The sequence below is a fragment of the Pseudoalteromonas sp. SIMBA_162 genome (assembly GCF_046535955.1).
In the GTDB taxonomy this organism is placed as follows: domain Bacteria; phylum Pseudomonadota; class Gammaproteobacteria; order Enterobacterales; family Alteromonadaceae; genus Pseudoalteromonas; species Pseudoalteromonas marina.
In genome coordinates this window covers 26,410-46,048 of record NZ_JAWJBQ010000013.1, presented here as the reverse complement: position 1 = coordinate 46,048, position 19,639 = coordinate 26,410, and the positions used below count along the sequence as shown (strand labels likewise).

Here is a 19,639-nt window from a genome sequence, read left to right as displayed (position 1 = left end):
ATCGAGTTTTGATTATCATAACAATCAGCACCGGAATTTACAGCACTTACACGTAAATAGGGAATCAAATGAAAAAACAAACACTGTTAAGCGCATCAATACTTGCCCTAACGTTAGCATTATCTGGGTGTCAATCAGCTTACTATTCTGCAATGGAAAAAGTAGGTGTTCACAAACGTGACATTCTTATTGACCGCGTAGAAGAAACCAAAGAGTCACAAGAAGAATCTCAAGAAGAGTTTCAGTCAGCGCTTGAGCGTTTAACTACACTAATTAATTTTGATGGCGGTGAGCTCCAAGATGCTTACAATCAACTAAATGACGATTACGAATCAAGCCTTAAAGCCGCAGACGACGTTACTACCAATATCAATAAAGTAGAGGATGTTGCTGAAGCCTTGTTTGACGAGTGGAGCGATGAATTAGAACAGTACAAAAGCGCTTCGTTAAAACGCGAAAGCAGTAAAAAACTTAATGCCACTAAGCGCCAATTTGATCAGCTTCTTCGTTCTATGCGCAGTGCTGAAAGTAAAATGGAACCAGTACTATCATCACTAAAAGATAACGTTTTGTACTTAAAGCATAATTTAAATGCACAGGCAGTTGCTGCTATAAAAGGTGAATTTACTAACCTTAAACGCGACATTCAGATACTGATGAACGACATGAACAAGTCAATCGCCGATTCAAATAAGTTTATTGAGCAAATGAACAAAGCCTAATAATGCTATTTTTATAACAGCTCTAAAAGCCTGTTAATTTTAACGGGCTTTTTTGTGATTGTTTTTTGTTACGATTAACACATTGTTTAATAAATAGCTTTTGATAAGCTTAAACTTCTTTAAAACAATAACAACAGTCGAAATGAAATTACATACTCTGTGCTTACTTATTACCTCAAGCTTTTTAGCCGCCTGCAGCGCAAACACTGTAAATGTAATTGCTGGGCAAGACAGCATAACGCCAATTCATGAATCAGGTGAGCGTGAAGGGCGTTATCACAACCTTTATGCGGGCGATAAAACCTATCCGGTTACTTGTGAAGCTGACTGCTACCCACAACACCCGAATGTAATATGCGAAACCACTGCTGAAAATTGCACATTTAACGCTGAGCAATTAAAGCCACAGCTAAACCTTGGCTTTAATATACGCTGGTTAGGCCATGCTGGCTTTATGATCCAAACACCAAATGGACAGCATGTAGTGTTCGACCCCGTAAAAGAGCAGTTTGACTCACCCGTTGATTTAGCATTTAAGCTTGCCTCTGGGTTTTATAGACAACCTGGTGATTGGCTTACTCAAAGCGAACTTAAAAACCTAGATGCCATTATGTATTCGCATATTCATTACGATCATTTTAATAAATCAGACATAGAAGAAATAGGTAATCAACCTCGCTACTTAGCACCATTAGGCATGGCAGATAACTTTCCAAACGCAGGACTTAATATTAGCGAAATGGCGTGGTATGCAAAAACTAAAATTGATGATTTAACCATTCATGCACTACCAGCGCATCACTTTAGCAGCCGTGTATTAGTACCCTTTATTTACGAAGACAACGATAAAGACTTATGGAATGGCTGGCTACTTGAACAAAATGGCAGCACCTTATTTTTTGCAGGCGACACCGGCTACTCCAAACACTTTAGCGATATTCAGCAAAAGTATGGCGATATTGATGTGTGCTTAATGCCGATAGCCTCTTACTACAGCGAAGATAATCCCAAGTGGTATCGTTATGTTCATACAACCCCAGAAGATGCTCTTAAGGCCGCACACGAGCTTAACTGTAAAGTAATGATACCGTGGGGGTACGGTAACTCATCATGGAAAATGGGCGACCGAAGTAGTCATTCGGCTTTACTACGTTTATTACACATGCATGAAACAATGAAATCACCCGTGCCGCTTTATATTTTAAATGAAGGTGAAAGTATTAAATTTTAAATTGCCCACCAGCTGAAATACATCAACATAATTCGTAATAACCCTCTAGCTGAACTATCTTTAATTAACTAAGCAATGTGGGGTTATTATGTTTCTAGTACGACTAATTTACGCAAGCAAAATTTCAGACGGCTTTGGCCCAAAAGATATAGAAAGTATTTTACAAAGTGCTCGTACCTATAATGTAAAAACACATGTCACCGGCATGCTTTGCTTTAGTAACGAATACTTTTTACAGTGCCTTGAAGGCTCCAGAACCGCAGTAAATAATACCTATCAACAAATATTAAACGACAAACGTCACCACAATGTAATTATGCTTAACTATACCCAAATTCCAGAAAGAGAATTTGAAAAGTGGTCTATGGGTTATGTTCCACAATCTAGAGTAACCCAATCACTGAATCTGAAATTTTCAGGCTCTGTTGATTTTAATCCATTTAAAATGTCTGGCGAAAGCGCCCACTTATTAATGCTAGCGTTAAAAGGCAGCATTACAGGTGCTATTAGTTAAAATTCACATGTATTATTGTTTTTATTGTTAACTTAAGCCAAGCTAAGCCAACTTTAATTAATGGAACAATTAATGAAAAAAGTACTGTTAGCCACGAGCTTAGTGATCAGCAGCCAAATAATGGCTGCTGACGTTAAATATACGTCAACCCCTATTAATATTGACGGCGTATCTGAAAGCGCATGGGATAAGGCTGCTTGGCACGATATGCCACATTTAATGGATGGTACATTGCCTTCAAACGATGCCGATTTTAAAGGCCGCTATCGCTTATTGTGGGATGAAAAATTCTTATACTTACAAGCCGATATTGTAGATGATGTTTTAATAGACACACACCCAGACCCTACCTATAAATATTGGGATGACGATGCCCTTGAAATATTTATAGATAGCGATGCATCGGGCGGGATTCACCAATTTAACCACACCGCTTTAGCGTACCATATTGGCCTTGATAACCAAGCTGCCGATTACGGCCCTGATAAAAAAGCGCACTTGTATACCGACCACTTAGTTAGCAACTGGAAACGCAATACCACTGCACCCTATAACATTACTTGGGAAGTTGCGATAAAACTCTACCCGAATGATTATCAACAAGGCGCAAAAAATACACCGCTTAAATTAACAGAAAAACAAGTAATAGGCTTTATGCTCGCGTATTGCGATAACGATGGCAGTGAAACACGCGAGCACTTTATGGGGTCACACGAAGTACAGCCAGTGAACGGTGACAGAAACCGAGGATTTATAGACGCAGATGTATTTGGCAAAATCACCTTACTACCAAAAAAGTGATGTCAGTTAGCGTGTAGGTTGGTTTAAGCGCAGCGAAACACAACGAAAAAACCAACCAACAAAATAGAAGCTTTGAACTGTCAGTTGTTCTAGCGCTTGCTCTTTTACTTCTCATTATCTTCTCTTTGTGCAAATATTTTTTAAGCATATTTTTCACAAAGAGGACAAGAGGCGCTGTGCTTTTAGAGCTCAATATTGATAACTAAAAACTGAAAGCTTCTCTTGCTTTAAAAACAAAAAAGCCGCTGTATTTTGCAATACAGCGGCTTTTAAAAATCATTATTCTAAATTAATAGATTATGATTTAGGAGCACGACCCGCACGTTTACGCTCATTTTCAGTTAAATGACGTTTACGAATACGAATGTTCTCAGGTGTAACTTCTACTAACTCATCATCAGCAATAAACTCAAGCGCTTGCTCAAGTGAATAGTTCAGATGTGGTGTAAGTGTTTGTGCTTCATCTGTACCAGATGCACGAACGTTAGTAAGTTGCTTACCTTTAAGCGCGTTAACTGTAAGGTCGTTATCGCGGCTATGAATACCGATAACCATACCTTCATAAACTTCAACACCGTGACCGATGAATAAACGGCCGCGCTCTTGTAAGTTAAATAATGCGTTAGTAAGTGCTTTACCTGTTGCATTTGCAATCATTACGCCGTTCTTACGAACACCTAGCTCGCCACCTTTGTGCGGACCGTAGTGATCGAACGTATGGTAAAGTAAACCAGAACCAGACGTTAATGTCATGAACTCAGTTTGGAAACCGATTAAGCCACGGCTTGGGATCATAAAGTCCATACGCATACGGCCTTTACCATCTGGTGCCATGTCAGTAAGTTCACCCTTACGAAGACCAATTTGCTCCATGATAGAACCTTGGTGCTCTTCTTCACAGTCAATCGTTAGTGTTTCATACGGTTCTTCTAACACGCCATCAACAGTACGTAAGATTACTTCTGGACGAGATACAGCAAGCTCATAACCTTCACGACGCATGTTCTCGATTAAGATACCAAGGTGTAATTCACCACGACCCGATACGCGGAAGCTATCTGGGTTATCTGTATCTGCAACACGAAGTGCAACGTTGTGTACTAATTCTTTGTCTAAACGCTCACGAATATTACGTGATGTTACAAACTTACCTTCTTTACCACAGAACGGAGAGTTGTTTACAGAGAACGTCATTGTTACTGTTGGCTCATCAACACTTAGTGGTGGTAATGCTTCAACGTTGTTAGGACAACAAATAGTATCTGAAATCTTAAGCTCGCCTAAACCTGTTACAGTAACGATGTTACCAGCATAAGCTTTATCAGTGTCGATACGCTCAAGGCCTAGGTAGCTTTGTACTGAACCAATTTTACCGTTACGAGTCGTGCCGTCAGCGCCAATAACTGTAACTTGTTGGTTAGTCGCAACAGAACCACGTTTAATACGACCAATACCGATTACACCTTTATACGAGTTGTAATCAAGCTGAGAGATTTGCATTTGGAAGTCACCTTCAGGATCTGCATCCGGTGGTGATACTTCGTCAACGATCATCTTGAACATAGGTTCCATGTTGTCTGATGGCTCGTCTAAATCTAATGTTGCCCAGCCGTTGATAGCTGATGCGTAGATTACTTTAAAGTCTAACTGTTCATCAGTTGCACCAAGGTTATCGAATAAATCAAAGATTTGATCCATAACCCAATCTGGGCGTGCACCTGGCTTATCAATTTTATTGATAACGACGATTGGCTTTAAGCCTTGCGCGAATGCCTTTTGCGTTACGAAACGCGTTTGTGGCATTGGACCTTCTTGAGCATCAACAAGTAATAATACTGAGTCAGCCATCGAAAGTACGCGTTCAACTTCACCACCGAAATCGGCGTGTCCCGGGGTATCTACGATATTGATATGGTAATCATTCCAAGAGATAGCTGTGTTTTTAGCTAAAATGGTAATACCACGTTCTTTCTCAATGTCGTTTGAGTCCATCACGCGCTCTTCGTTACCGCCGCGTGTTTCTAATGTACCTGATTGCTCAAGTAGTTTGTCAACCAGAGTTGTTTTACCGTGGTCAACGTGCGCGATAATCGCTATATTTCTTAACTGTTCGATGCTCATATATTTACTCAGAGAAATTAAATTCTCAATGATCCTGCAAGATCTACGCACTCATCTGCGTTTTCACGAGATGTCCAAGCATAGGATTTAAAAGGGCGCATATTATCCCTCATTAATGACATGGATGAAAGTTTATCCAATACAATTTTCAAAACTTTCTCAATACTTTTACTAAGTATCTGTTTTATATATGACAATTATATGAAATAAATTGTCATTATTTTTTCAAAAATGCAGTTTACACTATTTGTACGATATTTTTGGCACTCTTTTACATTTAGGTTATGCTAATTTCGAGCGATTAAATTAACAACAAATTGTAGTGCACATAGCCTGCACCAAAGTGGAACTTGACCGCACCATATTGGTGCTATTTTATGCCCCACATTGTAGCAACTAAGTTTTTTTAACCTATAAACATAGAGTTATAAAAATGGCACAAAATCAGCTTAATAAATCCCAAAGCAATTATGCAGCAATAATAAAACCCAATAGTTGGAGGACACATGTCACAATCGGTTTTAGATTTTATTAAAGAAAATGACGTTAAGTTCATTGATTTACGCTTTACTGATACAAAGGGTAAAGAGCAACATGTATCTATTCCTCATCACCAAGTTGATGAAGATTTTTTCGAAGACGGTAAAATGTTCGACGGTTCTTCAATTGCTGGTTGGAAAGGCATAAACGAATCAGACATGGTATTAATGCCTGTTGCTGAATCAGTAAAACTTGACCCTTTCACTGAAGAAACAACATTAATCGTACGTTGTGACGTTGTAGAGCCTTCTACACTTCAAGGTTACGAGCGCGACCCGCGTTCAGTTGCTAAACGTGCTGAAGATTACATGCGCTCTACAGGTATTGCTGATACAGTATTATTTGGCCCAGAGCCAGAGTTCTTCCTTTTTGACGATGTTAAATACAAATCAGACATGTCTGGTTCAATGTACAAAGTTGACGCTGTAGAAGCGGCATGGAACTCAGATAAAGATTATGAAGGCGGTAACACTGGTCACCGTCCAGGTGTTAAAGGCGGCTACTTCCCTTGTTCACCTGTTGATTCTTCACAAGATTGGCGTTCAGCCACTTGTTTAGTACTTGAAGAGCTAGGTCAAGTAGTAGAAGCACATCACCACGAAGTAGCAACAGCAGGCCAAAACGAAATTGCTACGCGTTTTAACAGCATGGTTTTAAAAGCAGATGAAATCCAAGAAATGAAATATGTTATTCATAACATGGCTCATTTATACGGAAAAACAGCTACATTCATGCCTAAGCCAATTGTTGGTGATAACGGTTCTGGTATGCACTGTCACCAGTCTTTAGCTAAAGACGGTGTTAACTTGTTTGCTGGCGATAAATACGGCGGTCTTTCTGAAGAAGCGCTTTATTACATTGGCGGTATTATCAAGCATGCTAAAGCTATTAACGCATTTGCTAACGCATCAACTAACTCGTACAAACGTTTAGTACCAGGCTTTGAAGCACCTGTAATGCTTGCATACTCTGCACGTAACCGTTCTGCTTCAATCCGTATCCCAGTAGTACCATCTGCGAAAGGTCGTCGTATCGAAGTACGCTTCCCAGATCCAACAGCTAACCCATACCTTGCTTTCTCAGCAATGCTTATGGCTGGCCTTGACGGTATCAAAAACAAGATCCACCCTGGCGATGCAATGGATAAAGATTTATACGACTTACCAGCAGAAGAAGCAGCAGAAATTCCACAAGTTGCATCTTCACTTGGTGAAGCACTAGATGCATTAAGTGCTGACCGCGAGTTCTTAACTCAAGGTGGTGTTTTCACTGACGACCTAATCGATGCTTACATTGCACTTAAAGGTCAAGAAGTTGAAAAACTTAACATGACAACTCACCCAGTTGAGTTCGAAATGTACTACAGCTGCTAATTTGACACTGTAAAAGAATGTGTGTTCTCAAGCCCGCTTTGCGGGCTTTTTTAATGGTAAATTAAATCAAACTCCACTAAAGTTAAGCAATCATAAAAATTGCAGGGTAGCAGTGTGAATAGTAAGATTTTATTGCTAATAATTACTTTAGGATTAAGTAATTATGGTTATGCGGGTGAAAAAAGAATTTACGCTTGGAAAGATCAAAATGGCGTTTTAGTGTTTTCAGATACACCGCGTAAAGGTGCTACAGAGGTAAAACTCTCTAGCCAAAGTTTAACTATGCCCGCTAAAGATATAGCGACTCTCAGCAGCCAATCCCATACTAAAAAAACAGGGTTTGGTATTGCCATTATGTCACCTGAGCACAATCAAACCATTCATGAAAATACCGGCACAATATATGTCACTAGCCGCGTAATGCCGAGCTTTAAAGCAGGGTATACCATTCAATTGCTTGTTGATGGAGAAGCAAACGGCCCTGCAATAAATAACTCAGTATTTGCAATTGCTGATGTTGAAGCCGGTGAACACATGCTTCAATTAAGACTGTTTAACGAGAAAAACCAAATTATCGCTGTGAGCGAGCCACGTATATTTAATATGCGCAGAAAAGGCAAAATCCATAGCAATTAAAGCGAAACTTAATACTTAGGCGCAGCAGCTCATTTAAGATAAAACCTGGCCTGTAAACACCTGCGCACTAAAATGGTGCAAACATGATTAATAACGAAAATTTTAGCCCCGAATTGCTTGATGCCATATGGCAAAATCAAACAACGGCAGTTATGCTTCTCGATAAAAATTTTACCGTTTTTTATGCCAATACCAGTACCAGTGAGTTACTTGGGCTTGCCACTAAACGCTTACTCGAACAGCCCTTTGATACCCTTTTTAATTACCATTCAATTGACTTAAAACGCATCGCGCAGTTTTCATTAATTGATGGCGTTGATTGCCAACAACACAGAGCTGACGTAGTCTTTAGCGATTCTCGCCATGCCAAAGTAAGTGTTAATTCAAGGAGAATTAACTTTAAAGGTACTGCGTATATTTTATTAGAATGTCGTCAAACAGACGATGAAATAAAGCACGATCAAGCTTCAAATCAAATGCATCAATACCAAGCAGCACGTAACTTAATAAGAGGCCTAGCACACGAAATTAAAAATCCTTTAGGTGGAATTCGCGGAGCGGCGCAATTATTGCAATATGAGGTTGATCAGCAAGAAAGAAATCAATGCGCTGAGCTCATCATTGAGCAAGCAGACAGATTACGTGAACTAGTAGATAGACTTTTAGGGCCTAATCAACTGCCACAAAAATCTTACGTTAATATACACCAAGCGTTAGAGTCGGTAGTGAAGTTAAGCACACTCGATAATTGTTCAAATATCGAATTAAAAAAAGATTACGATCCTAGTATCCCTAATGTGTTTATTGATCAGAGTAAAATACAACAAGTGGTTTTAAATATTGTTCGTAATGCTCAGCAGGCGCTTACTGAGGGTGGTGAGATAAAAATAAAAACGCGTATTAATCATCAACACCGTCGTCCAGGTAAGGCACCTAAAAAAGCCTTGTTGATCCAAATATCTGATAACGGACCAGGCATAGATCACAGCATACGTGAAACCTTGTTCTACCCTATGATCACCAACAAAGAAGGTGGCTCAGGGCTTGGACTCTCGATTGCACAGACGCTCATTGATCAGCACGATGGCTATATTGAATGTGATAGCTGGCCTGGACATACTGAATTTAATATCTATCTGCCCTTTGCAGATTAATGTTTGGAGTTGCCATGAAAACAGTTTGGCTTGTAGATGATGATGCATCAATTCGTTTCGTACTTGAAAAAGCACTTGAACGCTCTGGTTTTAATGTAGAAAGCTTTGCCAACGCGCAAGATGTACTTAATGCATTGAAGTTTAGTCAACCTACTGTTTTAGTATCGGATGTGAAAATGCCCGGTATGGATGGCATGGCCCTACTTGAACTCATCGCAGAACAAAACCCTGGCTTGCCAGTAATAATAATGACTGCGCACTCAGACCTAGATTCAGCAGTGAACGCCTTTCAAAAAGGGGCATTTGAGTACTTAGCTAAACCATTCGATTTAAATGAAGCCGTTGCACTTGTTGAAAGCGCATTTAGAGCAAATTCCACAAAAAAAACCAAACGTAAGCAAGCGCCTCCTAAAAGTGCTCACATCATTGGTGAAGCACCCGCTATGCAAGAGGTCTTTAGAGCAATAGGTAAACTTTCAGCATCTAGCATGAGTGTTTTGATTAATGGTGAGTCGGGTACAGGTAAAGAACTCGTTGCAAGTGCACTTCATAATCACAGCCCGCGTAAAGAAAACCAATTTATTGCCCTTAATATGGCTGCTATACCTAAAGAATTAGTTGAGTCTGAGCTGTTTGGCCATGAAAAAGGCGCGTTCACCGGTGCCGATACCGTGCGAAAAGGTCGATTTGAACAAGCCAATGGCGGCACTTTATTTTTAGATGAAATTGGCGATATGCCTTTAGATGTGCAAACACGCTTACTTCGCGTACTTGCCGACGGAGAATTTTACCGTGTTGGTGGTCATCAAAGTATAAAAGTTGATGTACGCATTATTGCCGCAACACATCAAAACTTAGAAGACTTAGTTAAACAAGGTAAGTTTAGGGACGATTTATTTCACCGCTTAAATGTAGTACGCCTTCGTTTACCTGCTTTACGTGAACGCACCGAAGATATTGAACGCTTAGCGCAACACTTTTTACATAAAAGCGCTAAAGATCTGCAAGTAGAAAGCAAAGTATTGAGCCCTAAAGCCACCGAGCAACTTCGTTTATTTAACTGGCCAGGTAATGTTCGCCAACTTGAAAACACCTGTCGCTGGTTAACGGTTATGGCACCTGGCGAGCTTGTTACAGAGCAAGATTTGCCCCCTGAAATTATTGAAGTAACACCAATACAAGAAGAAGGTGATTGGCTGGATGCTTTTCAGCAATGGCTTAATAATGAACTAAAACAAGGTAAAGAAAATATTTGGCCAGACATACAGGCACAATTAGAAACACGCTTAATTAAAACAGCACTTGCTAATTGTTCGGGCCACAAACAAGATGCCGCCATAAAAATAGGCTGGGGTCGCAATACATTGACCCGAAAATTAAAAGAGCGCAATATTAGCTAACAATGTGCATTAAATTTTGATATCGAATGAAATTAATCGAACACATTCCATTGTTCAAACAAATGGAAATAATTAACAGACTACATTTTTTTAAGGAATTTACGCTCAACGAGCGTCAAATTTTATTAGAATCATATGGCCTATTGTATTTAGTTGGCCAGCACCAATTTTTGTTTAAACAGTTCGATAACGATAAACGATTGTATATTGTACTTAGCGGCGCACTTTTAGTATTTAAGCATAATCACTTACTTGAACTGGGCACAATAGAGCCTGGCGAATTTATAGGTGAAGGCGCATTTATAAATAACAGAGAGCGCAGTACAAGTGCTCGCGCTAAAACCGACACCATTGTCCTTGCCATCACTCCCGAAGCACTCACTCAGTTACCCAATGTCATTCGAGAAAAAATTAAAGACCGTATTATTGAAGGTATGAGTGAACGAATAACTAAGCTCAGTGACTATATAGAAAATCACGGTTAGCTCAGTCCATATAAACAACCTGCAATGAGCAATCGAGCCAGCTAGAATTATTAACATGGGCTGTAAACGTGTAAGTATCTGATGGTTTATCGCCAAAGGGCGTATTTATAAATGGCTGCGAGTGACTATAAGTTTGCGAATAATTTTTGTAATAAATGACAACGTAACCATATAAAAACTCCCAACCCAACCTCACAACTGCACCACTGGGTAAAGTAAAATCAGCGTATTCTTTGGTAAAGGTAACGATTAAATCATTGTACTTATCTTCACTGCATTGAGTTGTTCGTAACTGTTTAGGCATTACAAAAGCAGCATTTTCAGCTGTATTTTTTAAATAAAAACCTATATTGCCATCACCATAAAAATGGTTTGAGCGACTTGTATAACTAACGTGTGGCTCATACCCGAGCGCTTGCATTATGGACGCAAGTTGTTCTGTCTCTTTGGAATAAATTTTATCGCTTGATAAAAGCAACGTTGCTTCACCAAAATCTGATGGGATTTCTAACGTTACATATTCATAGGGAAGAGTTTGTGCCTTTAACGCCGCATCGAGCTGATTACGTTGTTCATCTTGCAAGTTTTCACTAAAAACATAAACGGTGGGTTGCTGGCATGCAACTAACATACATGCCAATACACAAATTAAAAATCCTTTTTTCATAGTCACCTCATTTGATTACACTTGTAGTCTATTAGAGGTATTGCTTTATCGCAACTTAATTTATTTGATTATCTAACCAAGCATCTACACTTTTACGCGTATATAGCACCTCTTTAAATAAGCGGTGACGTTCAAATTCCAAAACGCTTTTTTTGTTAGTGTTGCCACTGAGTAACTGGCTGTGTGTATCGTTAAATTTTGAAATAACCGAAAACCCGTGTTCAGGTTTTTGGTCGTGCTTTTTTATTGATTTACTAAGGTGTTCCCTAACGTCATCGGCAGTTAACATGTCTGAATGATTTAAGCCCATTAGCTCTTTTCTCATTGCTAATCTTACGCCCATTTTTTACTCCATGATTCTATGTATTCTAAATTCGACACAGCTATAGCAATTAGTAAGCCACTTACAAACATGGCTCGCCGGAGCTTAACTAATAAATACTTCAGTTTTTTTAAAGTGAGTCATTTTTTAAAAAATAACTAATACGTAAATTTGAGTGATTTGGTTTGGTGCATAATTGGCCCTATGCCTTTATACTACAGCCTATGCAAGCCTCCACCGAGAGTAACAATGAACGAAGAATACATAGAAATCGAACTAGAAGAAGAGCCAATAGAGCTCTGTAAATTATTAAAAGTACTTAATTTAGTTGAAGGTGGCGGCCAAGCTAAAAACCTAATCGCCGAAGGCTATGTGGGTGTTAACCATGAAATTTGTACAATAAAGCGGAAAAAATTATACAGTGGTGATGTACTGGAATTTGATGGCGAGCTCTTTCAACTCTCCCTGAGTGAAGATGCGACCCCAGCACAAAGGCCAAGTGAACAAACGCCGGTTGAGCCCAAACAAAACATTTCACCGCCTGAAAGCCAACCAGCAAAAAGTAAACGTAAGCGCACTAAAAAGCCAAAGGTAGATGAAAAAACAGGGCGTCGCCCTATTTCATTTGGGTAAGCTTACAAATCACATTATAAAAAAGCCAACTTGTATAGTTGGCTTTTTTACTCTTTAATAACCTTGTTAATAATAATAAAAAACAAGGTTACACATGTCATCTCGCACACCTAAAAACTGGTTTAAACCTGTCGCTTGGGCTGCTCTTATATGGAACTTATTGGGCGTTATAGCATTCATTATGCACATAATGACAAGCCCAGATATGATCAGCAAACTACCATTAGATCAACAAGCTGCATATTCAAACACCCCAATATGGGCCACCATTGCTTTCGCCGTTGCCGTTTTTGGTGGTGCTTTAGGCTGCATTTTTTACTTGCTAAGAAATCGCTGGCAACACCTACTTTTGCTTTATCGCTCGGCGCGATAATTATACAGCAATACTACAACTTTTTTATAATTGATAGCATTGCCTTGCTAGGAATAAGCTCGGTTGTAATGCCACTTATGGTAGTTTTTATTGCCTTAGCGCTTATTTATTTAAGTATAAAAGGGAAACAACAAGGCTGGATAAACTAACTGAATAGGCCAGCTGAACAACGTGCTTTTTCGTTGTCATAGATGGTTTATTGAACTCATAATTTAACACCTTACTTCTTATTATAGCTGCTCATGAGAGCAGCTATTTAATATTCGTTTATCATGGTATGCACTTTGCAAATGTTTAATTACAGAGGTTACTTTAAAAAAATTTAATTAGTTAAGAAGGGGCAAAATAATGAAAAATAGTTTCGATACCCAACATGAGCTCACAATTAATGGTGAGCAATATAATATTCATTCTCTGAAAGGGCTTGGCGACAAAGCAAAACGACTCCCCTTCTCCTTAAAAGTCTTGCTAGAAAATTTACTGCGCAACGAAGACGGCGAAAACATCAAAGAACAAGACATTAATGCGCTATTAAATTGGGACCCAAAAGCAAAACCATCATCTGAAGTTGCATTTACCCCTGCGCGAGTAGTAATGCAAGATTTTACTGGCGTACCTGCCATTGTCGATTTAGCTGCAATGCGAGATGCAATGGAAAAGCTCGGCGGAGATCCTGCAAAAATAAACCCACTGTCACCGGCCGAACTCGTAATAGACCATTCAGTACAAGTTGACGGCTATGGAAATGATGGTGCCTTTGATTTAAATGCGAAACTTGAATACGACCGCAACAAAGAACGATACGAATTTTTACGTTGGGGCCAAACGGCATTTGATAACTTAAAAGTGGTACCACCCGCAACCGGCATTGTTCACCAAGTTAATTTAGAATACCTTGCTCGCGTTATTTTTAACGAAGATAGCAATGGTAAAAAGTTTGCCTACCCCGATACACTGGTTGGTACTGACTCGCACACAACCATGATTAATGGCTTAGGCGTACTTGGCTGGGGTGTAGGCGGCATTGAGGCTGAAGCTGCAATGCTTGGCCAGCCTATTAGCTTACTTATTCCACAAGTAGTTGGCATGAAGCTTAATGGCCGATTACCAGAAGGCACAACAGCAACTGATTTAGTGCTAACGGTAACTGAAATTTTGCGTAACCACGGCGTGGTAGGTAAATTTGTAGAATTTTATGGCGACGGCCTTGCAGATCTCCCCCTTGCCGATAGAGCAACCATTGCTAACATGGCACCTGAATATGGTGCTACATGTGGTATTTTTCCAATTGATGACGAAACGATTAATTATTTACGTCTTACCAACCGTGATGAAGACCAACTAAAGCTTATTGAAGATTATGCAAAACACCAAGGCTTGTGGCGTAACGATGGCGACGAAGCTCGCTATACCGACACACTAGAACTAAAGCTCGATGATGTTGTACCAAGCCTTGCAGGCCCAAAACGCCCACAAGATAGAATAGCGCTTAACAAAGCCGGCGAGGAAATCTCTCAGCACCTAAAAGGTTTTCAAGAAGAGCGTATAGCACATCGCGATAAAAGTGATGACGAGCAATCGCGTATCGAAAGCGAAGGCCCCACAACCAACCCTGATGAACCTGTAAACGAAGCACAATTTATGGGGGCGGCAAAAGTTAACTATAAAGGCCAACAGTTTGAACTTAACGACGGTGCATGCGTTATTGCAGCTATAACAAGCTGTACCAACACGTCTAATCCAAGTGTTATTTTAGCCGCAGGCCTTGTGGCTAAAAAAGCAAAACAACTAGGTATTAACGTTAAACCTTGGGTTAAAACATCACTCGCACCTGGCTCAAAAGTAGTTACCGACTACTTAGAAAAAGCGGGGTTAATGGACGACTTAGAAAGCCTAGGCTTTAATTTAGTAGGTTACGGTTGTACTACGTGTATAGGCAACTCAGGACCGCTGGCTGATGAAATTTCACAAGCTATCCAAAAGCATAAGCTAGTTGTAAGCTCTATTTTATCGGGTAACCGTAATTTTGAAGGGCGTATACACCAAGATGTTAAAATGAACTTTTTAGCTTCTCCTCCTTTGGTTGTTGCCTACGCAATTGCAGGTAGAACAGACATAGATGTTTATAACGAGCCCCTTGCACAAGATGAAAACGGTAACGATATTTACCTTAAAAACATTTGGCCAAGTGTGAAAGAGGTTAGCGACTTAGTAAAAGAAACGGTTACCAAAGAGATGTTTGCAACAAGCTACGCCAATGTTTATGAAGGCGATAGCCGCTGGCAACAAATTCAAATACCTGATGGTAAGTTGTATGATTGGAACGACGCATCTACCTATATTAAAAAAGCACCATTTTTTGATGGCATGACCGTAGAGCCACCGGGTATTCCTACCATTGAAAGGGCTCGCTGTTTAGCCAAGCTAGGAGACTCAGTAACAACCGATCACATCTCTCCTGCTGGCGCGATTAAAGCGGATGCACCTGCTGGTCTTTATCTACAAGAGCACAATGTAGAAAAAGCACAGTTTAATTCTTACGGCTCTCGCCGAGGTAACCATGAAGTAATGATGCGCGGCACCTTTGCTAACGTACGACTTAAAAACTTGTTAGCACCGGGCACAGAAGGCGGTGTAACACGCACGCAACCAGACAATAGCTTAGAAAGTATTTACGATGCGGCTATGGCATATCAAAAAAATGATACACCGCTTATTATTTTAGCCGGAAAAGAATATGGTACTGGCTCGTCACGCGATTGGGCTGCAAAAGGTTCATTGTTGCTAGGCGTGAAAGCTGTTTTTGCACAAAGCTATGAACGTATTCACCGCTCTAACTTAATTGGAATGGGTGTACTGCCATTACAATTTAAAGAGGGTGAAAGCTATGAGTCGCATGGTTTAACTGGCCAAGAAGAGTTTGATATTCAAGGTCTGTACGATAAAACCGACGAGGTTACACTGATAGCAACCAATGCCGAAGGCAAAAAAACAAGCGTAAAAGCCGATGTACGTATTGATACTCCTAAGGAGTGGGATTACTACAAGCATGGCGGTATTTTACAATATGTACTGCGTAACATGCTTAACTAAGCTGCGTAGTGAATGACTCATAGGCCTTATGGTTACAACCATGAGGCCTTTTTTATAACTGCCTTATTATTGCGCTGCATCAATATACAAAACACATAGCCTATTACACTGGCACCATAACCAGTGGAGGCATTATGTCGCATGTAACGATTATTAGAGTACTTAAAACATCTATTGTACTTGGCATATGCCTTATAATTACAGGCCATACACTTATCATATCTAATGGGTTTAATGAGAAATTTGGTATTAACGGCATTATTGCATCCGCAGCCTGCATCGCTGTAGGTATACTATTGTCACTACCCACCAAAATATATTTAACCATTTTACTAATGGAAGCTGAAAAACGTTATATCCGCTCTCATACTAATGAATAGCGTTTAAAGTACACTTAAGTTATTAATTTCTTTGTTACGTTTTTCTAATTTTTTTTCGATGTTTTCTGCATCTTCAAACAGCTTTTTAATCGATTCAGGATTTAATATTGAAGGGGTTTGCGTATTAGCTGACATCTCATTAGTACTAGACTCTAAGTTTAAAATAGAGGTATCTTCTGCACCAATCACGGTTATATCCTCAGGGTTGAGGGTTAACTCTATGCTTTTACCATGAGGGTTAGGGCTATCGGAATAATGCCATTGGCCTGTTTCATCTTGCCACTTATAAATAGTACTTGAAGACGTAATCGTTGAGCTATCGCTTGAAATACTACTCGTCACTTTATCGCCAGCCTCGTGAATGCCTTTTACAGCTTGATTTAGCGTATTGGTTGATAACGCAACCATTTGCTCTTTAATTTGCTGGGTTTCTTTGCTGATAGTTGAACCTGAAAGCCAAGGTTGGCCGTCTGGCTTTTTTAAATAAAATAATGATATGACAGCAATTACCATCACTGATATTGCTAAATAGGTAAAGTATTTCATAGCGTTCCTGCTTTGTTTGTTCCTTTAATATAATATTAGTGAATAAAGCACTCACTGGCAATTTTATTATCTAAATTTAGATAATAAAAAACGCAGCCTAAGCTGCGTTTAATTGCGGTTAAATAAAGCGTTAAGGTACTAAATACCATCACCATCCATATGAAGACCGCATTCACGGTTTAAACCAAAAAAGCGGGTTTCTTCTTCAGTCATGCCCGGCTCTAGTTTGCGTGTAGTGTGTACATCGCCCATTGATACATACCCTTGCTCCCATAATGGGTGGTAAGGTAAGTCATGCTTAGTTAGGTATTGATATACATCGCGGTTTGACCATTCAATAATCGGGTACACTTTTACCGTACCACGGCTTATTTCTACAAACTGCTTATCTGCACGAGTAGAAGATTGATCGCGACGTAAACCACTAAACCAGGTACCCGCTTCAATTTCTTTTAAAGCGCGAGTCATTGGCTCAACTTTATTAAGCTGATTATATTGCTTAATACCGTCCTCACCTTGCTCCCATAACTTTCCAAACTTAGCTTCTTGCCATGCTGGGCTCAGCTGCGCCTTGTACACTTTTAAATTAAGTGACAAACGCTCGCTCATTTGCTCAATAAACTGGTACGTCTCAGGGAACAAATAACCAGTGTCTGTTAATACAACAGGAATGTCTGGGCGTTGGGTTGTCATTAAATGCAACATCACCGCAGCTTGAATCCCAAAGCTTGACGATAGAAACGCGGTATCGGGTAAATTTTCAAGCGCCCACGCAACACGTTGCTCTGCGCTCATATTTGCTAATACACCATTAGCATCAGCTAACATAGCCGCTTGGCTTTGTTTATCTAGCTGTAATATATTTTTAAATTCACTCATGGAAAATTCCAAGCCTCACCAGCGCCAAGCGCTGGTATCTAATTATGCGTGAAAATCGGTTACTGATACTTTTACTTCAGCAACAATGCCTTTGCGAATTACAAAGTCACCAAAACATTCACCGTCGTTTCGCTCACTTGCCCACTGGCCAATTAGCTTATCAAACGCCTCTAGGTAAACATCTTCACCTACGTTTTCAAGGTACAGTTTAGGAATGCGTGTACCTTCTAAATTACCGCCCAAGTAAACGTTGTATTTACCAGGCCCTTTACCTACCAGCCCTGCTTCTGCAAGCATTGCGCGGCCACAACCATTAGGACAACCTACAACGCGCATAATAATGCTATCGTCTGGTATCCCGTGTTTAGCGAGTAAAGCTTCAGTTTTTTCAATTAAGCTTGGTAAGTAACGCTCAGCTTCGGCCATTGCAAGCGGGCATGTAGGTAATGCCACACACGCCATTGAGTTTTTACGTTGCTCTGTGTCACCGTCGTCAATCAAACCATGGTTACGAGCAATTTCTTCAATCACTGCTTTTTGATCTGCAGGTACACCGGCAATAATTAAATTTTGGTTTGCCGTCATACGCATGTCACCTTGGTGCACTTCTGCAATTTTACGACACCCTGTTTTAAGTGGCTTATCTGGGTAATCTAAAATACGACCGCTTTGAATAAATAAGGTTAAGTGGTGCTTACCATCAATGCCTTCTACCCAACCAATACGATCGCCTCGATGAGTAAATTCATATGGGCGGCTAGGTGCAAAGTTTACACCCGCGCGTTTTTCTACTTCGGCTTTAAATACGTCTGACCCAACACGATCTAGTGTGTATTTAGTTTTTGCATTTTTACGGTTAGAGCGGTTACCCCAATCGCGCTGCACTGATACAACGTGCTCAGCAATTTTTAAGGTGTCTTCTAGCGCGATAAAACCAAAGTCGTCAGCTTTACGCGGATACGTAGCCATATCACCGTGGGTCATAGCAAGGCCACCACCTACAAGTACGTTAAAGCCAACAAGCTTGCCATCTTCAGCAATAGCAACAAAGTTCAAGTCATTCGCATGCACATCGACTTCGTTGTTAGGCGGAATAGTAACCGTGGTTTTAAACTTACGTGGTAAATAGTTAGACCCTAAAATAGGTTCTTCTGTCGTTTCTGCTTTTTCGCCGTTTAACCAAATTTCAGCATACGCTTTTGTTTTTGGAAGTAAATGCTCTGAAATTTTTGCAGCCCACTCATACGCTTCTTGGTGTAGCTCAGACTCAACAGGGTTAGTAGTACACAGCACATTACGGTTTACATCACCTGCGGTAGCAATAGAATCAATGCCCACGCTATTTAGCATTTGGTGCATGCCTTTAATATTTGGCTTTAATACACCATGGAACTGAAACGTTTGACGCGTAGTTAAACGAATGCTGCCGTAGCTGGTTTTATCATCAGCAAACTTATCAATTGCTAGCCATTGCTCAGGCTTGATAATACCGCCAGGCATACGTGCACGTAGCATTACGTTGTGCAGCGGCTCTAACTTTTGCTTTGCGCGCTCTGGGCGTATATCGCGATCATCTTGCTGATACATACCGTGAAAACGTATAAGTTGGAAGTTATCGGCTGTAAAACCACCGGTAATTTCATCTTTTAAGTCTTGCTCTATAGTGCCTCGTAAAAAGTTACTTTCTCTTTTCAAACGCTCGTTATCAGAAAGCTTTACGTTTTTATCTTGTTCGCTCATTTTAAATCCTAAATTTGTTACAGTGACGG

At 40.1% G+C, this 19,639-nt stretch carries 18 protein-coding genes and 1 pseudogene; 13 read left to right on the top strand and 6 right to left on the bottom strand.

Annotated features, from left to right (window positions below; translation table 11 throughout):
* Window positions 1–68: 68 nt before the first annotated feature.
* The 4 genes from R0J88_RS11075 to R0J88_RS11060 all read left to right on the top strand — a co-directional run bounded on the left by R0J88_RS11075 (window position 69) and on the right by R0J88_RS11060 (window position 3,268).
* Complete coding sequence (locus tag R0J88_RS11075) at window positions 69–722, top strand: DUF2959 domain-containing protein (protein ID WP_006791329.1); 654 nt, start codon at window positions 69–71, stop codon at window positions 720–722.
* 142 nt (window positions 723–864) lie between these two features.
* A complete protein-coding gene (locus R0J88_RS11070) occupies window positions 865–1,953 on the top strand; it encodes an MBL fold metallo-hydrolase (RefSeq protein WP_341218971.1) in 1,089 nt (362 codons plus the stop codon).
* An 88-nt stretch (window positions 1,954–2,041) separates the two neighbouring features.
* On the top strand, window positions 2,042–2,467 hold the full coding sequence (locus R0J88_RS11065) for a BLUF domain-containing protein (protein WP_039038301.1): 426 nt from the start codon (window positions 2,042–2,044) through the stop codon (window positions 2,465–2,467).
* A 72-nt stretch (window positions 2,468–2,539) separates the two neighbouring features.
* Window positions 2,540–3,268, top strand: a complete 729-nt coding sequence (locus tag R0J88_RS11060) for a CBM9 family sugar-binding protein (RefSeq protein WP_039038300.1) — start codon at window positions 2,540–2,542, stop codon at window positions 3,266–3,268.
* A gap of 297 nt (window positions 3,269–3,565) precedes the next feature.
* On the opposite strand, the gene typA is transcribed toward R0J88_RS11060, so the two are convergent.
* Complete coding sequence (typA, locus tag R0J88_RS11055; RefSeq protein WP_410899915.1) at window positions 3,566–5,389, bottom strand: translational GTPase TypA; 1,824 nt, start codon at window positions 5,387–5,389, stop codon at window positions 3,566–3,568.
* Window positions 5,390–5,895: 506 nt separating this feature from the next.
* Between typA and glnA the strand changes: the two genes are divergently transcribed.
* The 5 genes from glnA (at window position 5,896) to R0J88_RS11030 (ending at window position 10,977) form a co-directional block, all read left to right on the top strand.
* A complete protein-coding gene (gene glnA, locus R0J88_RS11050) occupies window positions 5,896–7,302 on the top strand; it encodes a glutamate--ammonia ligase (protein ID WP_006791335.1) in 1,407 nt (468 codons plus the stop codon).
* Between the two features lie 114 nt (window positions 7,303–7,416).
* Window positions 7,417–7,938, top strand: a complete 522-nt coding sequence (locus tag R0J88_RS11045) for a DUF4124 domain-containing protein (protein ID WP_410899914.1) — start codon at window positions 7,417–7,419, stop codon at window positions 7,936–7,938.
* A gap of 83 nt (window positions 7,939–8,021) precedes the next feature.
* The gene (gene glnL / locus R0J88_RS11040; protein WP_006791337.1) at window positions 8,022–9,092 is read left to right on the top strand and encodes a nitrogen regulation protein NR(II); all 1,071 of its coding nucleotides are present in this window, start codon (window positions 8,022–8,024) and stop codon (window positions 9,090–9,092) included.
* Between the two features lie 14 nt (window positions 9,093–9,106).
* Window positions 9,107–10,492 carry a nitrogen regulation protein NR(I) gene (ntrC, locus tag R0J88_RS11035; RefSeq protein WP_033018844.1) on the top strand — a complete coding sequence of 462 codons (1,386 nt, stop codon included), beginning with the start codon at window positions 9,107–9,109 and terminating at the stop codon, window positions 10,490–10,492.
* 26 nt (window positions 10,493–10,518) lie between these two features.
* Window positions 10,519–10,977: a cyclic nucleotide-binding domain-containing protein gene (locus R0J88_RS11030; protein ID WP_006791339.1), complete on the top strand. Its 459-nt coding sequence runs from the start codon at window positions 10,519–10,521 to the stop codon at window positions 10,975–10,977.
* Between the two features lies 1 nt (window position 10,978).
* Here the strand turns inward: R0J88_RS11030 and R0J88_RS11025 are convergent, their stop codons facing one another.
* Both R0J88_RS11025 and R0J88_RS11020 read right to left on the bottom strand, forming a co-directional pair.
* Complete coding sequence (locus R0J88_RS11025) at window positions 10,979–11,644, bottom strand: hypothetical protein (protein ID WP_410899913.1); 666 nt, start codon at window positions 11,642–11,644, stop codon at window positions 10,979–10,981.
* A 55-nt stretch (window positions 11,645–11,699) separates the two neighbouring features.
* Window positions 11,700–11,987, bottom strand: a complete 288-nt coding sequence (locus tag R0J88_RS11020; protein ID WP_058429981.1) for a hypothetical protein — start codon at window positions 11,985–11,987, stop codon at window positions 11,700–11,702.
* Between the two features lie 228 nt (window positions 11,988–12,215).
* Here R0J88_RS11020 and R0J88_RS11015 point away from each other — a divergent pair, with 228 nt between their 5' ends.
* From R0J88_RS11015 to R0J88_RS11000, 4 genes and pseudogenes are all read left to right on the top strand, one after another.
* The gene (locus R0J88_RS11015) at window positions 12,216–12,599 is read left to right on the top strand and encodes an RNA-binding S4 domain-containing protein (RefSeq protein WP_039038297.1); all 384 of its coding nucleotides are present in this window, start codon (window positions 12,216–12,218) and stop codon (window positions 12,597–12,599) included.
* Between the two features lie 94 nt (window positions 12,600–12,693).
* A pseudogene (locus tag R0J88_RS11010) lies at window positions 12,694–13,121 on the top strand (hypothetical protein).
* Window positions 13,122–13,320: 199 nt separating this feature from the next.
* On the top strand, window positions 13,321–16,065 hold the full coding sequence (gene acnA / locus R0J88_RS11005) for an aconitate hydratase AcnA (RefSeq protein WP_410899912.1): 2,745 nt from the start codon (window positions 13,321–13,323) through the stop codon (window positions 16,063–16,065).
* Between the two features lie 134 nt (window positions 16,066–16,199).
* Window positions 16,200–16,445, top strand: a complete 246-nt coding sequence (locus tag R0J88_RS11000) for a hypothetical protein (protein WP_138740532.1) — start codon at window positions 16,200–16,202, stop codon at window positions 16,443–16,445.
* Window positions 16,446–16,448: 3 nt separating this feature from the next.
* On the opposite strand, the gene R0J88_RS10995 is transcribed toward R0J88_RS11000, so the two are convergent.
* The 3 genes from R0J88_RS10995 to cysI form a co-directional block, all read right to left on the bottom strand.
* The gene (locus tag R0J88_RS10995) at window positions 16,449–16,991 is read right to left on the bottom strand and encodes a DUF4124 domain-containing protein (RefSeq protein WP_008127111.1); all 543 of its coding nucleotides are present in this window, start codon (window positions 16,989–16,991) and stop codon (window positions 16,449–16,451) included.
* A 138-nt stretch (window positions 16,992–17,129) separates the two neighbouring features.
* Window positions 17,130–17,870, bottom strand: a complete 741-nt coding sequence (locus R0J88_RS10990) for a phosphoadenylyl-sulfate reductase (RefSeq protein WP_006791348.1) — start codon at window positions 17,868–17,870, stop codon at window positions 17,130–17,132.
* A 42-nt stretch (window positions 17,871–17,912) separates the two neighbouring features.
* The gene (cysI, locus tag R0J88_RS10985; RefSeq protein ID WP_410899911.1) at window positions 17,913–19,610 is read right to left on the bottom strand and encodes an assimilatory sulfite reductase (NADPH) hemoprotein subunit; all 1,698 of its coding nucleotides are present in this window, start codon (window positions 19,608–19,610) and stop codon (window positions 17,913–17,915) included.
* Window positions 19,611–19,639: the final 29 nt, after the last annotated feature.

Coding starts and splice junctions, on each gene's coding strand:
- R0J88_RS11075 (WP_006791329.1), top strand. CDS start 69: ATGAAAAAACAAACACTGTTAAGCGCATCAATACTTGCCCTAACGTTA.
- R0J88_RS11070 (WP_341218971.1), top strand. CDS start 865: ATGAAATTACATACTCTGTGCTTACTTATTACCTCAAGCTTTTTAGCC.
- R0J88_RS11065 (WP_039038301.1), top strand. CDS start 2,042: ATGTTTCTAGTACGACTAATTTACGCAAGCAAAATTTCAGACGGCTTT.
- R0J88_RS11060 (WP_039038300.1), top strand. CDS start 2,540: ATGAAAAAAGTACTGTTAGCCACGAGCTTAGTGATCAGCAGCCAAATA.
- typA (WP_410899915.1), bottom strand. CDS start 5,389: ATGAGCATCGAACAGTTAAGAAATATAGCGATTATCGCGCACGTTGAC.
- glnA (WP_006791335.1), top strand. CDS start 5,896: ATGTCACAATCGGTTTTAGATTTTATTAAAGAAAATGACGTTAAGTTC.
- glnL (WP_006791337.1), top strand. CDS start 8,022: ATGATTAATAACGAAAATTTTAGCCCCGAATTGCTTGATGCCATATGG.
- ntrC (WP_033018844.1), top strand. CDS start 9,107: ATGAAAACAGTTTGGCTTGTAGATGATGATGCATCAATTCGTTTCGTA.
- R0J88_RS11030 (WP_006791339.1), top strand. CDS start 10,519: ATGAAATTAATCGAACACATTCCATTGTTCAAACAAATGGAAATAATT.
- R0J88_RS11025 (WP_410899913.1), bottom strand. CDS start 11,644: ATGAAAAAAGGATTTTTAATTTGTGTATTGGCATGTATGTTAGTTGCA.
- R0J88_RS11020 (WP_058429981.1), bottom strand. CDS start 11,987: ATGGGCGTAAGATTAGCAATGAGAAAAGAGCTAATGGGCTTAAATCAT.
- R0J88_RS11015 (WP_039038297.1), top strand. CDS start 12,216: ATGAACGAAGAATACATAGAAATCGAACTAGAAGAAGAGCCAATAGAG.
- acnA (WP_410899912.1), top strand. CDS start 13,321: ATGAAAAATAGTTTCGATACCCAACATGAGCTCACAATTAATGGTGAG.
- R0J88_RS11000 (WP_138740532.1), top strand. CDS start 16,200: ATGTCGCATGTAACGATTATTAGAGTACTTAAAACATCTATTGTACTT.
- R0J88_RS10995 (WP_008127111.1), bottom strand. CDS start 16,991: ATGAAATACTTTACCTATTTAGCAATATCAGTGATGGTAATTGCTGTC.
- R0J88_RS10990 (WP_006791348.1), bottom strand. CDS start 17,870: ATGAGTGAATTTAAAAATATATTACAGCTAGATAAACAAAGCCAAGCG.
- cysI (WP_410899911.1), bottom strand. CDS start 19,610: ATGAGCGAACAAGATAAAAACGTAAAGCTTTCTGATAACGAGCGTTTG.